Below are 13776 nucleotides of genomic sequence, written 5' to 3' on the forward strand. Positions count from 1 at the left end.
TGCCTGCGTGCGAGTGAACGGGGAGCCTCCGCCCTCGCGCCAACCCCCGGTCGCCCGAGCGAGCCTCTTATGTTGGCTCGCGTGCTATTGAGTTGTGCATTCGTGAACCTCAAGCCCGGAGTCGGGAAGACGACCAGCGCCGTGTGGCTGGCGCACGCCCTGCACGAGTCCGGCTTCTCGCCGCTGCTCGTCGACGGCGATCCCGCCGCCTCCGCGCTGCGATGGAGCGAGCTGGCCGACGGATTTCCGTTTCCCGTCGTCGCCCTGCCCGTGGGCGACGTGCACCGCAGGGTGAACGACTTCCTCGGCAACCGGCAGGCCGTCGTGCTGGACGCGCCACAGCTCGAGGACCACCCGCGCATCGCCCGCAGCATCATGAGGTACGCGGGCGAATGGATCGTGCCGGTCACCCCCGCCCCGATCGAACTGGACCGGATGGCTCCCATCCGCGGCGAGATGGGTGACGTGCAGTCACTGCGGCCGGAGCCGGCCCGTACCGCAGTGCTGCTGAACCGTACGAACCGGGCCGACGCCACGCGCACCGGCCCTGACGCCGACGCCCGCGAGGCGCTGACCGAGTGGGGCTTCGAGGTGCTGGACACCCAGATCGCCCGGCTCGATCTGTACGCGCAGTCGTTCGGGAGCCCGGTGCACGCGAAGGGCTCGGCGTACATGGACGTCGCCGAGGAACTCATCGAGCGTCAGGAAGCGGTATGAACCAGCGCAAGGACAAGTACCGGGCCGCCCTGCAGCGCGGGGAGGAGCCGCTCGCGACCGCCCCCCGTCCGGCCAGGGTCACCACGCTGAACAGCCGGTACGTCCGGGTGACCATCGAGGTCGCTCCCGACCTGGAGCGAGATCTGACGCGATGGGTGAGCACGCCGGTGTCCGCTCTGGTGATCGCGGGTTCGACGCTCCTGCGCACCCTGACCGGAACGGCCGCGGAGGTCTCCCGCCCCGCCGGCGACCGCCCCCGTCCCGCCCAGGTCTAGCGCCGCGCCCGCCACTGGCGGGCCGCGACGGGCTGAGGATTCTCACAGCGGACCGCGGCGCCGGAATACCCGAGGTATCGAACGGTGTCTGTTTCCGACGGGTACACGGCCGCCGGGACGCTGGGCTCCGCGGTCAGCCGGATCGCGACGGTCTTCACCCTTCGCAGCAGGGCGGGTGACGGCGGGGACGCCGGGACCCTGGTCTGTGCCCGTCTGACATGACGGTACGGCCGGCTATCTCGAGGTGCGCGGACTGCGGGATCGCTCACCCGCCGCTGAAGCGGGGCGAGTTCGGCGCCCTCGGGGTAGGGCGCGGGCGAGCGTACGGGTAGGCGACGTCCGGGCGGCGGCGGACGCGGCACCGGTGCTGGGCCGCCGTCCGCCGCCGCGAACCCGGTACGCCTCATGCGCCGATGAGCCGGCTGAACTTCCTCTCGTACTCCGTCTCCTCGTCCTGGGTCAGCGAGCGGAACGTGTGCGACTTCTCCGCCATCTCCTCGTCCGGCAGGATCAGGGGGTTGTCCGCGAGATCGGGGTCGATCTGCTCCAGCTCCTCCCGGACGCCGTCGACCGGGCACACGAAGTTGATCCAGGCGGCGAGACGGGCAGCCACCTTGGGCTCGTAGTAGTAGTCGATGAGCCGCTCGGCGTTCTCCTTGTGGCGCGCCTTGTTGGGGATGAGCAGGTTGTCGGTGGAGGTCATGTAACCGGCGTCGGGTATCGCGAACTTGATCTCCGGATGGTCGGTCTGGAGCTGGACCAGGTCACCGGCCCAGGCCAGACAGGCCGCGATCTTCCCCTTCTTGAGGTCACCGATGTAGTCGTTGCCGGTGAAGCGGCGGACCTGTCCTCGGTCGACCGAGCGCTGCAGCCGCGCGAGCGCGGCGTCGTAATCGTCGGTGCTGAACTGCTCGGGTCGCAGGGACATGTCGAGCAGCGTCATGCCGACGGTGTCGCGCATCTCCGTCAGCAGACCGACTTTGCCCTCGAGGCGGTCGTCCTCCAGGAGTTGCTCCATGGAGTCGACCTTGCGCCCGCCGGTCGCCTTCTCGTTGTACGCGATCACCGCGAAAATTCCGGTCCAGGCGTAGGAATAAATGCGTGCGGGATCCCAGTCGAGCCCACGGAACTGCGCGGAGAGATTGGCATATGCGTTGGGCAGATTGCTCACGTTCAGCTTCTGCACCCAGCCGTTGCGGACGAATCGCGCGGCCATCCAATCGGTGAGGCAGATCAGGTCCCGCCCGGTGTCCCGGCCCGCGATCAGGCGCGGACGGAGCTTCTCGTAGAATTCGAGGTTCGAGTTGATGTCCTCGGTGTACTCGACCTTGATGCCGGTGCGGCGCCGGAAAGTGTCGAGTGTCGGACGGCGCTTCCGGTCCTCGCTGACGTCGATGTAGCCGAGCCAGTTGGAGAAGTCGACCCTCTTCTCGTCGCCGGAGAAGTCCTCGGTGCTGCTGCTCGCGCTCTGCCTCCCGACCGGTTCGCCGCAGCCGACGACTGCCCCCGCCCCGGCCGTGCCCAGCGCGAATCCGCCCGCCGTACGCAGCATGGTTCTGCGCGTCAGTGCTCCCCGGCCGCTGGTGAGACTGCGCAGCATCGCCTCCCGCTGCGGCCGGGTGAGCCGGTCCGGCCGGTGGTGCCGCTCCATGTGGTGGCCACCTCTCTGAACAATCCATGGCGGCAGGGCCCTCCACTCGGGGTATCGGCCCTGGCGCCGCTGCCGTCAGACACTACGCAGGGAAAGGGTGAACGGGATCCCGAATTCGCCGAAATTCTTACCGCACTTCGCCGGTTCGGCCGTGATACCGCGCAGTGTGCCGGCTGTGGGTGAGTACGCCGAATCGCAGAGGCCGGGATTCGCCGCGGCCGAAATCATGACCCGTACACCTTTCATCGCGCGTAGCGCGCCCCGCTGACAGAACAGTCAGAATGGCCGGGGTCTTCCGGGGCCGGTGAGGCCGTGGCCCGGGCGCGCTTCCGAGGTGTTCGAAATGCGGGCCCCGGGGATTGAATTGCGCAACTCCGGGCCTTCCCGGTGGACCGGCCACCGGGATTGGGCGGTACGGCTTCCAAGGATCCGCCACCGCCTCCCGCACCGGGCTTCCGCACGAGGAGTCCCGCACCGGGGGCTCCCTCACCCGGGGCTTCCTCACCGAGGCTCCCGCACCGGTGGCGTGACCGGCGTGATGCCCCCGGCCCCGCGCCCGGCCGGCATGCGCCGCCCGCGCCCGGTCGGTACGCGCCAGGCGCGCCCCGCCGGTCGCGTCGCGCCCGTCGCGCCCCGCCGGTCGCGCCGCGCCCGTCGCCCCTCGCCAGTCGCCGCCCCCGGGAGAACCGCCTCCCCGTCCCGAGCCGTACAGCCAGTGCCGTGCGCGGCCAAGGCGCACCGCCTCGGTGAGAACACGGAAGGACATCACGGAGTGAACGACGACCGACCGGCCCCGCGCCGACATCGCAGGCCCGGACGCACGCTGATCGCTTGCGCATTCCTGGGCGTACTCGCCTCCTCGCTCGCCGCCCTCGGCCCTCAGACGCCCGCCCGCGCCGAAGCACGTCCCACAGCCGTCGTGCACATGGGCGACTCCTATGCCTCGGGGGAAGGCGGACGCTGGGCGGGGAACACGAGCGAACCCGACGAGCCGGGAAGCCACAACTTCCGTGGAACGGATCTCGCGAAATACCGTGATGCCGCCGGAAAGTGGCGTACGGACAAGAACCGGGTCTACACCATGGATTCCATCGACAACCGCTGCCACCGCGCCGGCAATTCGGCCATCATGTCGACCCCCTCGATCGACGTCGACGCGCGGATCAACCTCGCCTGTTCGGGCGCGAACGCCAAGAACGTCTGGCGCAGCAGCAAGGGAGGCGAGTCCACGCGCGGTGAAGCCCCCCAGGCCGAGCAGCTCGCCGCCGTCGCCAAGACCCATGACATCAAGGCGATCTACCTCGGCATCGGCGGTAACGACGCGGGATTCGCCAAGATCGCCTACATCTGCATCCGCGGCTACCTGACAACTCCCCCCGGGCTGGAGAACCGCTGCCGCGCCAACATCCGCGAGGAGTTCGAGAGCCGCTTCGCCCAGGTGCGGGAGAAGGTCGTCAAGTCCCTCAAGGAGATCAGAGCGGTCATGAGGGAGGCGGGCAAGAGCCCGTCGGAGTACCGCCTCTACCTCACGGGCTACCCCAATGTGTTCCCCGACGCCCGCAACGTGGCGTACAAGGAGCACGGCCCGGGGCGCGCCTACACCGGGCACTGTCCGCTCTGGGACGAGGACTTCGACTACATGGACGGGGGCTTCGTGCCGCGCCTCAACGCGAGCATGCGGCTGGCCGCCCACCAGGTGCCGGGCGTCGCGTTCCTCGACACCCGGGACGCCTTCGACGGCCACGGGGTCTGCGACAAGCGCACGGTGCGCGGGGTGACGGGCGAACCGGCCAAGTACCCCGAGAAGGCCGAGTGGGGGCGGTTCCTCGACTACGACCACCGCTTCCTCGACTGGCTCACCATCCACGGCCAGGGCGACGGCGGCCAGGAGAGCCTGCACCCCAACGCCTCCGGTCAGAAGGCGCTCGGCAACTGCCTGGAGAAGGCGTACCGGCGCAGCTACACCACGGTGCGCTGCAGCGGCGGGCCGGGCATCGCACCGACGGCGATGCACATGCGCGCGGACGTCACCCCGCAGTTCCACCACCCCGGCGCGGGACCGATCCCGGGAAGCAGCGAGGACAGGCCGTACAGCACCACGGTGACGGTGCCGCCGGGGCTGGACACCCCGGGCGGTCTGGGCCATGTCGAGGTCGAACTCGACCACCCGCGCAACACGGACCTGAGCATGCGGCTCCGTACGCCCAGCGGCGAGGTCCACACGCTGGCCAAGGCCGGGACGTTGTCAGTCCACACCAAGGTGAAGCGGTTCACGGTCCCGCTGGAGAAGGACGAGGCGGGCACGTACACGCTGGAGGTGCTCGACCACACCGGCGGCACGAACGGCAAGGTGACGACCTGGAGTCTGGCGACGTTCTGATGTCTGCGGCACCGGCCCGGCGACCGGTCCCGTGCCCCGCGGGGCCGCAGCGGAGGTTCCCGTGCGGGCGGCGTCCCACCGAGCCGCCCGCATGCCGCCCGCACGCGTGCCCCTCCGTGCCGCCCGCACGCGCGGCCTTCGTCCTCAGCCCTCCGCCTCCCGCGGAAGGCGGACGCGGAAGACCGTCCGGCCCGGACTGCTCGTGAGGTCGACCACGCCGCGGTGGGCGGTGGTGACGGCGTGGGTGATGGCCAGGCCCAGTCCCGTGCCGCCCTCGCTGCGCGAACGGCCGTTGTCGGAGCGGACGAAGCGGTCAAATATCCCGGACTGCATCTCCCGCGGTATGCCGGGGCCGTCGTCCTCGACCAGGACCTCCACGGCGCCGTCCCGTTCGGCCAGCGCCACCCTCACGCGCGTGCCGGACGGTGTGTGCGTACGGGCGTTGGACAGCAGATTCGTCAGCACCTGCTGCAGTCCGCGCTCGTCGCCGTGCACCACCACCGGCTCCTCCGGCAGGTCCATCACCCAGCGGTGATCGGAGCCCGCGGCGCGGGCGTCGCCGACCGCGTCCAGGACAAGGCGGGTCAGGTCCACGGGTGCGCTCGCGAGCGTGCGGCCCGCGTCCAGGCGGGCCAGCAGCAGGAGGTCGTCGACGAGCTCGCCCATCCGTACGGACTCGCACTGGATACGGCCCAGGGCGTGGCGGACCTCGTCCGGCACCGGCCCGCAGTGGCGCATGGCCAGCTCCGCATGCCCGCGGATCGATGCGACCGGGGTGCGCAGCTCGTGGCTGGCGTCCGCGGCGAACCGGCGCAGCCGCTCCTCACTGGCATGCCGGCGCGTGAGCGACTCCTCGACGTGCTGGAGCATCCGGTTGAACGCGCCGCCCACGCGGCCCACTTCGGTGCGGGTGTCGGTGTCCGGTACCCGTGGCGGCATGGCCACCTCGCCGTCGGAGAGCGGCAGCCGGGCGACGTCGGACGCGGTCGCGGCCACACGGCGCAGCGGCCGCAGGGACAGCCGTACCCACACCGCGCCCGCCACGCCGGTGACGAGCAGCGCCGCCCCGAACACGACGGCCGCCACCAACTCCAGCCTGCGGACGGTGTCCTCGACCGGTTCCAGCGGCAGGCCGGTGACGAGGACGTCGCCGGCCGGTCCGCGGGCGCCCATCACCCGATACTCGCCGAGCGCGGCGAGCGTGATCGTGCGCCCCTCACGGTCCGCGGGCACCTTCGCCAGGACGCGTCGCTCGGCGGCGGTGAGCGAAACGGTGCGCTCGGACCGGTCGCGGACCACGGCCGCCCGGGTCACCCGGCCCCGCAGCACACAGGCGCCGAAGGTGCCGGCCGCCTGCCCGCGGGTGTCGGGACCACCGCCGTACGAGGTGCGCTTCTTCGCCGGGTCCAGGCTCGCCGGGAAGTGCCCGCCGACCGCGGTCAGTTGCTGGTCGAGCCGGTGGACCAGAAACCCTTGGAGCGCGGTGGTGGTCGCCACGCCGACGGCCAGGCAGCTCAGGGCGAGCAGCACCACCAGCCCGAGCGTGAGTCTGGCTCTCAGGCTCCGTGGGGCACGCGGGCGTGGCAGTCTCATCGCGGATCCGGTTTGAGGACGTAGCCGACGCCGCGGACGGTGTGGATCAGCGGGCTGCGCCCCTGGTCGATCTTCTTCCGCAGATAGCTGATGTAGAGCTCCACGACGTGCGCCTGGCCGCCGAAGTCGTAGGACCACACGCGGTCGAGGATCCGGGCCTTGCTGAGGACACGGCGCGGGTTGCGCATCAGGAAGCGCAGCAGCTCGAACTCGGTCGGGCTCAGGTCCACGATGCGGCCGCCCCGGGTGACCTCGCGCGCCTCTTCGTCCATCACCAGGTCTCCGACGGTCAGCAGCTTCGCAGCGTCCGTGGCCCGCGTCATCCCTGCCCGGCGCAGCAGCCCGCGCAGCCGCGCGAGCACCTCCTCCAGGCTGAAGGGCTTGGTGACGTAGTCGTCGCCGCCCGCCGTGATCCCGGCGATCCGGTCCTCCACCGCGTCGCGCGCCGTCAGGAACAGCACGCACACGCCCGGGGCTTCGGCCCGCAGCCGGTGCAGCACCTCCAGCCCGTTGATGTCGGGCAGCATCACGTCCAGTACCACCGCGTCGGGGCGGAATCCGGTGGCGGTGGCGACCGCTTGCCCGCCCGTGCCGGCCGTCCTCACCTCGAAGCCCTCGCTGCGCAGGACATCGGCCAGGATGCCGGCCAGGTCGGGTTCGTCGTCGACGACGAGGACACGCACCGGCGAGCCGTCGGGGTGATGCAGCCCGGCGGCGGCGGTCGTACGCGTCTCGGGCGTGCGGCGGGCTTCGGGCGCGCGGGTCTCGGGCGTGCGGCGCGTCTCGGAAGAACTCATGGTTTCGGCAGTATCGCGGTCCGGCCTCTGAGTTTCCTATGAGTCCGGATACCGGTCACCGGCCGATCCGGAAACGCCCCTCGGCCCGCCCCTCGCCCGTGATTCCGGCCCGCCGCGAGCTCCGCCCAGCCCGCCGTGACCCTCGCCGGGGCCCGTTCCCCGGTCCGGCGGCTCAGAGGAAACACAGAGGATGCGCTGCGACGGTGGGCCGACCGCCGCCCGGGGCAGCCGAGCCCGCGACGGCGGCCGCGACACGTCCGACCCGGGGAGAAGTGATGACCACCGCTCAGCAGACCACCGGCGCCGGCCCCCGGCGCGCCCCGCAGCACGCTCCGCCCCGCTTCCGGCCGCCCTGGTACGTGACGGGTGCCGCGGTCCTGGTGCTCGTCCACTCCGGTGCCGCCGCCGTGATCGCCCTGTGGTGGCGGAACACTGAGTCGGTGGTGGGCCTCGGGGGCTGGCTGAGCAACGCGGGCCGGCTGACCGGACTGCTCGCCGGATACGCATGCGCGATCCTACTGGGCCTGATGGCGCGGATACCGGCCCTGGACCGTACGGTCGGGTCCGACCGGCTCGCCCGCTGGCACGCGATGGGCGGGCGCTACACCGTTTCCCTTGCCGTCGCGCACACCCTGCTGATCATCTGGGGCTCCTCCGTCACCACGGGGACCGGCGTCGTCGATCGGACGGCGACCCTCGTCTTCGAGTACGAGGACATGCTCTGGGCCGCCATCGGGTTCTCGCTCCTCCTGGCCGTCGGGATCGTCTCCGCGCGCGCCGCCCGCCGCAGGCTCTCCTACGAGACGTGGCACTACCTGCACTTCCTCACCTATCTCGCGGTTTTCCTCGCCTTCTTCCACCAGCTCTCCAACGGGACGGACTTCGCGGGCGGGGCCACCGCGCGGACCGCCTGGTACGCGCTGTATCTCGGCGTCGCCGCTGCACTCCTCTGGCACCGCTTCCTCACCCCCGTACGGCGCGCTCTGCGCCACCGGCTGCGGGTGGCCGAGGTCCACCCCGAGGCTCCCGGCATCGTCTCCGTCCACATCACGGGCCGGCACATCGAGAAGCTGCGAGCGCGTCCCGGGCAGTTCTTCCGTTGGCGATTCCTGATGCCGGGCCACTGGTGGGCCGCGAACCCGTACTCGCTCTCCGCACCAGCCGAGTCCGGCTTCCTCCGGATCACGGTCAAGGCGGCGGGCGGCCACAGCCGGGCCCTGTCCACCCTGCGCCCCGGTACCCGCGTCTGGGCCGAGGGCCCGTACGGCGCCTTCACGCCGGAGCGTCGCAGCCGTACGAAGGTGCTGCTCGTCGCGGGCGGGGTGGGGATCACACCACTGCGGTCGCTCTTCGAGACCCTGCCGGGACCGGTCACGCTCCTGTACTTCGCGCGCACCTTCCAGGACCTCGCCCTGCGCCAGGAGTTGGACGACATCGCGGCGGCCCGTGGCGCGGGCGTGCACTACGCGGTGGACGAGCCGGGCGGGGCCGCGGTGGCCCTGACACCGGAATCGCTGAGCGCGCTGGTGCCGGACCTGGCGGGCCACGACGTCTATCTGTGCGGGCCCCCTGGGATGACGGCGGTGGCCCGGACCGCCCTGCGCCGCACGGGAGTTCCGCGCCACCGCATCCACCACGAGACGTTCGCGTTCTGAATCCGCACGAAAGGCCGACCATGAAACGACTCGTCCTCACGACGACCGCGACCGTGGCGGGACTGGTCCTGCTGCTCTCGCTGAAGCCCCACGAGGAGCCGGAGGCCACCGCATCGGGAACGCTCGCCGCCGAGCCCGGCCCCAGCGCCTCGGCGAGCGGCCGTTCCTCCTCATCGCAGGAGGCGGGGGCCAGCGGCGCCTACACCGGGGACACGGTGAACACCGAGCGCGGCCCGGTGCAGGTGAAGGTCATGCTGGACCAGGGACGGATCACGGCGGTGGACGTGATCCAGGGCGTCCACGCGGGCGGCCCCAGCGCCGAAGCCGTACCGAAGCTCAAGCAGGCGACCCTGACCGCGCAGTCCGCGGACATCGACAGCGTCTCGGGGGCCACCTACACCAGTGAGGGCTACATCACCTCTCTGCAGAGCGCGTTGGACCGCGCCGATGCATGAGCCGGAGCGGCTGCGCCACGTGGAGCACGTCATGGGCACCGTCTTCTCCTTCGATGTCCGCGGCCCCGCGACGCCCGCGGCCCGCGACGCGCTGGCCCGCTCCGTCGCCTGGCTGCACCACGTCGACGCCCTCTTCTCGACCTACCGGCCGGACAGCCGGATCAGCCGCCTGGACCGGGGGGAGCTGACGGTGGCGGAGTGCGAACCGGAGGTGGCCACCGTGCTGGAGCTGTGCCGGTGCGCCACCCGCCTGAGCGGCGGCTGGTTCGACGCCCGCGCAGGGGGGCGCCTCGACCCCTCGGCGATGGTCAAGGGCTGGGCCATCGAGCGGGCGTCGCAGATGCTCCACGACGCGGGCGCGCGCGATCACAGCGTCAACGGCGGCGGTGACGTGCAGTGCCGGGGCGAGGCCGCGCCCGGAATCCCCTGGCGGATCGGCGTCGCCCACCCGCTGCGGCGCGGGGAGTTGGCGACCGTGGTGTCCGGCCGGGACGTGGCGGTCGCGACGTCGGGCATCGCCGAGCGCGGCCACCACATCATCGATCCCCGCACGGGCCGACCGGCGGCAGGTCTCGCCTCGGTCACGCTGGTGGGCCGTCATCTCACGGAGGTCGACGCGCTCGCCACGGCGGTGTTCGCGATGGGGGAGGAGGCGCGTACGGGAGTGGGGCGGATGGCGGGAGTCGAGGCGTTCGCGGTCACCGGGGACGGGGAGACCTGGTGGACTCCGGGCTACTCCGCATGCGTTCCGGTGCTCAACCCCTGAGGGGACGCCGAGCGGGTGGGGGCGTGGACTCGGCGCGGGACGGCCCGGGTTGGGGGACTCGGCGGACGCGGGGGACCCGGCGCCCGCGTGGCGCTCGCTGACCCGGAGCCGCCCGACTCGGCGGAGGCGGGGACCCGGCGCCCGCGGACCGGTTCACGGGAGCGTGAACGCCTCGGCGGTACGGGCCCCTCACCGGTAAGGGCATCGCGTCCGGCGGCCCGGTCCTCGGCATGACAGCAAGTTCTCGCTACCGAACAGTAGTCGGAACGACTTCTTCCGTCCATGATGAGGCGTGAACATGCCAGCGGTCCTTCGGCTACCCAACCGAAGGACCGGAGTTTCCCGTGTCGGAATCTGCGACCCAGGAGTGAACCCCCCATGCATGGACGCACTTGGACAACACGGATTGCGGTATCCGTCGCCGCGGTGGCCGTCACCTCGCTGACGGCGGTCGGCGCGGCGCCGGCCACAGCCGCATCCGCACCGGCCGCCGCCCGGAGCGCGACCGCCACGTACGCCGTGCCGACGGCACCGGCCCCCGCGGCAGGCGCCCACGCCGGACTCGCGGATGTCGACTACGAGACCTGGAAGCGCGATGTCAGCGCGGTGACCGACGTCGCCCGCCCCTACCTCGAACAGCGCATCTCCCAGGGCTCCGGCGAGAAGATGGCGATAGTCCTCGACATCGACAACACCTCGCTGGAGACGCACTTCCACCCCCTCTGGGAGTACCCGACGCCTCCGGTCCAGCAGACCCTGGATCTCGCCCGCTACGCCGACTCCCGTGGTGTGGCGGTGTACTTCGTGACGGCGCGACCCGGCATCATCTACTCGCTCACCAAATGCAACCTGGAGAAGACCGGGTTCCCGATCTCGGGTCTGTACGTGCGTGATCTGCCCGACCTCTTCGAGGAGGTCAGCAAGTACAAGACCGCCAAGCGCGCCGAGATCGAGGCCAAGGGCTACAAGATCATCGCCAATATCGGCAACACCCCGACCGACATGGTCGGCGGCCACGCCGAAAAGACCTTCAAACTCCCCGACTACGACGGTGCTCTGTCCTGACGCCCCTGCCGGGCGCCGGTCCGGGGCGCGCGTCTGAACGGGCGCGTGTTTGGGCGTGTGTCCGAACGGGCGCGTGCCTGAACGGGCCGGTGTCTGAACGGGCGCGTGCCTGAATGGGCTCGCACCTGGCCGCCTCGCGAACCGGCGCGCCCGGCATGACCGTTCTCCCCGGCGACCCACGTCAGCCGCCCCTCCCGGAAAGCACCCCGGAGGGGCGGCGCGCGTGTCGCGGGGCCGCCGCCGGAGGCCGGCAGGGGCCCGGTGGGTCAGGCGCCGAGCGCCTCCCGCCGCGTCAGGCGCCGAGCGCCGCCCGCGCCGCCGGCAGCGCCCACGCGCGGTCCTCCGGCACCAGGCCGATACGCGTCCGGCGGTCCAGCAAGTCGTCCTCGTCCAGGGCCCCTTCATGCCGTACGGCCCAGCGCAGCTCAGCGCCGGTGATGCCCGCGGCGACCGGTTCGAGGAGCGTGGGGTCGCCCGCGGCCTCGGCCAGAACGGCGTCGGCCTCGGTGCCGTACCGGGCGACCAGGCGCGGCGGGGCGGCAACCGCCGCGAGCCGGGCCGGAGTTGCGGCGCCGATCAGTGGCAGTGACCGCGTACGGCAGGGCCGAGCGGCGATCCCTGCCCCGGCCAGCCCTGCGTCGACGGCGTCCTCGGCCATCGCCCGGTAGGTGGTGAGCTTGCCGCCGACCGCGGTGATCACCCCCGCGGAGGAGGTCAGAACGGCATGCCGCCGCGAGAGGTCGGCGCTGCGCCCCGTCCCGGAGTCCAGCAGCGGACGCAGTCCCGCGTACGTGCCGATGACCTGCTCGCGGGTCAGCGGTGCGGCGAGCACATGGGACAGGACGCCGAGCAGGAAGTCGACGTCGCGCTCGGGCGCTTCGGGGACGTCGGGGAGTGGGGTGTCCAGCGGCTCGTCGGTCAGACCCGCGTAGATCCGGCCGTCGGCCTGGGGCAGCGCGAAGACGAAGCGATTGGTCTCGCCGGGCACGGGAACGGTCAGCGCGGAGCGCGGATGCCCGAGCGCCGAACCCGGCAGCACGATGTGGCTGCCACGGCTGGGCCGCAGCCGCACGCCGGGGGCCAGGGTGTCGGCCCAGACGCCGGTGGCGTTGATGACGCACCGCGCGCGGACGTCGAGGGTCTCGCCGGTCAGCTCGTCGCGCAGTTCGGCCGTCTTCCCGTCCAGCTCGACGGCCGCGCACCGGGTGATGATGTGCGCGCCGTGGGCCGCGGCCGTACGGGCGAGTGCCACCACCAGCCGTGCGTCGTCGATGAGTTGCCCGTCGTAGGAGAGCTGCCCGCCGCGCAGGCCGGCGGGGCGCAGAGCGGGGGCGAGGGCGAGGGTGAGGGCGGCGGAGATCCCGCGGGAGTGCGGCAGGGCGCCGGCCCCGGTCCGTGCGGACAGGCGCAGTAGGTCCCCGGCGAGGAAGCCCGCGCGCGTGGTGGCCGCCCGCAGGCAGGGGGTGTCGTCGTGGACGGGCAGCACCATGGGCAGGGCGCGCACCAGGTGGGGGGCGGTGCGGCTCATCAGCACGCCCCGCTCGCGGGCGCTCTCGTACGCGATGCCCACGTCGCCGGTGGCGAGATAGCGCAGGCCGCCGTGGATCAGCTTCGAACTCCAGCGGCTGGTGCCGAAGGCGAGGTCGTGGCGCTCGGCGAGGACCACGCTCAGTCCGCGGGAGGCGGCGTCCAGGGCGATGCCGGTGCCGGTGATGCCGCCGCCGATCACGAGCACGTCGATGCCGGGCCGGTGGGTGAGGTGGTCCAGGGAGCGTTCGCGACGTGCGGCGTTGAGGGAGCCGGGCCGGTGGTCGGAGCGGCGGTTCATCGCGTGGCCTCCAGCGGTCGCAGGTATCCGTCCAGGAGCAGACGCAGCTCCTCCAGGAGCCGGTCGTCGGAGAGGGTGTCCGCGACGAGGCGGCGCGAGGTCGTCACGGCCTGGACGGTGAGGAGGACCAGCCGGGCAAGTCGCCCCGCGTCCTCCTTCCGGACGGAGCCGTCGGCGTGGCCGGCCTCGATCTCGGCGCGGATCAGGCCGAGGGCCGCGCGCTGGCTGGATCCGAAGCGGTGGAAGACGTACGTGGCCAGCACATCGGTCTCGGTGTCCACGAAGCGGTTGAAGAGCGGATGGGCCCAGAGCGCGCCGACCGTGCCCCCGCACTGGTGGATCAGGCGCTCGCGGGCCGTCGCCTCGTCCGCCTCAAGGGCGCATGCGTCGAAGACCGCACGCAGTTCGCGGGTGAGCAGATCGGCGACCAGCGAGGAGATGTCGGGCCAGTGCCGGTAGACGGTGGGGCGGCTGACGCCGGCGCGACGGGCGACATCGGTGAGCGTGGTGCGGCGGACTCCGAAGGCCTCGATGCACTGCCGGGCTGCGTCGAGGATCGCGTCCTCTCTTTTACGCATTGACGTCATGTGTAAC

Annotated in this window: 13 protein-coding genes; 8 read left to right on the forward strand and 5 right to left on the reverse strand. The window is 71.9% G+C overall.

Annotated elements, in window-relative coordinates; genetic code table 11:
* Positions 1-102 precede the first annotated feature (102 nt).
* The 3 genes from AB0M26_RS10190 to AB0M26_RS10200 all read left to right on the forward strand — a co-directional run bounded on the left by AB0M26_RS10190 (position 103) and on the right by AB0M26_RS10200 (position 1214).
* Positions 103-717 (forward strand): ParA family protein, encoded by a 615-nt coding sequence (locus AB0M26_RS10190; RefSeq protein ID WP_365257542.1) that lies wholly within the window; start codon positions 103-105, stop codon positions 715-717.
* Positions 714-992 carry a hypothetical protein gene (locus tag AB0M26_RS10195; RefSeq protein ID WP_365257545.1) on the forward strand — a complete coding sequence of 93 codons (279 nt, stop codon included), beginning with the start codon at positions 714-716 and terminating at the stop codon, positions 990-992. The genes AB0M26_RS10190 and AB0M26_RS10195 overlap by 4 nt, the downstream gene beginning before the upstream one ends.
* Positions 993-1076: 84 nt before the next feature.
* On the forward strand, positions 1077-1214 hold the full coding sequence (locus AB0M26_RS10200; protein ID WP_365257548.1) for a hypothetical protein: 138 nt from the start codon (positions 1077-1079) through the stop codon (positions 1212-1214).
* A gap of 181 nt (positions 1215-1395) precedes the next feature.
* On the opposite strand, the gene AB0M26_RS10205 is transcribed toward AB0M26_RS10200, so the two are convergent.
* Positions 1396-2643, reverse strand: coding sequence for a spermidine/putrescine ABC transporter substrate-binding protein (locus AB0M26_RS10205; RefSeq protein WP_365257551.1), 1248 nt, complete (start codon positions 2641-2643; stop codon positions 1396-1398).
* A 772-nt stretch (positions 2644-3415) separates the two neighbouring features.
* Here AB0M26_RS10205 and AB0M26_RS10210 point away from each other — a divergent pair.
* Positions 3416-5023 (forward strand): proprotein convertase P-domain-containing protein, encoded by a 1608-nt coding sequence (locus AB0M26_RS10210; protein ID WP_365257554.1) that lies wholly within the window; start codon positions 3416-3418, stop codon positions 5021-5023.
* A gap of 144 nt (positions 5024-5167) precedes the next feature.
* Here the strand turns inward: AB0M26_RS10210 and AB0M26_RS10215 are convergent, their stop codons facing one another.
* On the reverse strand, positions 5168-6616 hold the full coding sequence (locus AB0M26_RS10215; protein ID WP_365257557.1) for a HAMP domain-containing sensor histidine kinase: 1449 nt from the start codon (positions 6614-6616) through the stop codon (positions 5168-5170).
* Entirely contained in the window at positions 6613-7413 is an 801-nt protein-coding gene (locus AB0M26_RS10220) for a response regulator transcription factor (RefSeq protein ID WP_365257560.1), read from the reverse strand. Before AB0M26_RS10220 ends, AB0M26_RS10215 begins: the two co-directional genes overlap by 4 nt.
* Before the next feature lie 275 nt (positions 7414-7688).
* Between AB0M26_RS10220 and AB0M26_RS10225 the strand changes: the two genes are divergently transcribed.
* The 4 genes from AB0M26_RS10225 to AB0M26_RS10240 all read left to right on the forward strand — a co-directional run bounded on the left by AB0M26_RS10225 (position 7689) and on the right by AB0M26_RS10240 (position 11354).
* On the forward strand, positions 7689-9068 hold the full coding sequence (locus AB0M26_RS10225) for a ferric reductase-like transmembrane domain-containing protein (RefSeq protein WP_365257563.1): 1380 nt from the start codon (positions 7689-7691) through the stop codon (positions 9066-9068).
* Positions 9069-9088: 20 nt separating this feature from the next.
* Positions 9089-9523: an FMN-binding protein gene (locus AB0M26_RS10230; protein ID WP_365257566.1), complete on the forward strand. Its 435-nt coding sequence runs from the start codon at positions 9089-9091 to the stop codon at positions 9521-9523.
* Positions 9516-10289 (forward strand): FAD:protein FMN transferase, encoded by a 774-nt coding sequence (locus tag AB0M26_RS10235; protein WP_365257568.1) that lies wholly within the window; start codon positions 9516-9518, stop codon positions 10287-10289. The genes AB0M26_RS10230 and AB0M26_RS10235 overlap by 8 nt, the downstream gene beginning before the upstream one ends.
* 378 nt (positions 10290-10667) lie before the next feature.
* Positions 10668-11354, forward strand: a complete 687-nt coding sequence (locus AB0M26_RS10240) for an HAD family acid phosphatase (RefSeq protein WP_365257571.1) — start codon at positions 10668-10670, stop codon at positions 11352-11354.
* 292 nt (positions 11355-11646) lie between these two features.
* On the opposite strand, the gene AB0M26_RS10245 is transcribed toward AB0M26_RS10240, so the two are convergent.
* Positions 11647-13182 carry a glycerol-3-phosphate dehydrogenase/oxidase gene (locus tag AB0M26_RS10245; RefSeq protein ID WP_365257574.1) on the reverse strand — a complete coding sequence of 512 codons (1536 nt, stop codon included), beginning with the start codon at positions 13180-13182 and terminating at the stop codon, positions 11647-11649.
* Positions 13179-13769, reverse strand: a complete 591-nt coding sequence (locus tag AB0M26_RS10250) for a helix-turn-helix domain-containing protein (RefSeq protein ID WP_365257577.1) — start codon at positions 13767-13769, stop codon at positions 13179-13181. The genes AB0M26_RS10245 and AB0M26_RS10250 overlap by 4 nt, the downstream gene beginning before the upstream one ends.
* Between the last annotated feature and the right edge of the window lie 7 nt (positions 13770-13776).

This window comes from Streptomyces sp. NPDC051776 (assembly GCF_040681345.1).
Lineage (GTDB): Bacteria > Actinomycetota > Actinomycetes > Streptomycetales > Streptomycetaceae > Streptomyces.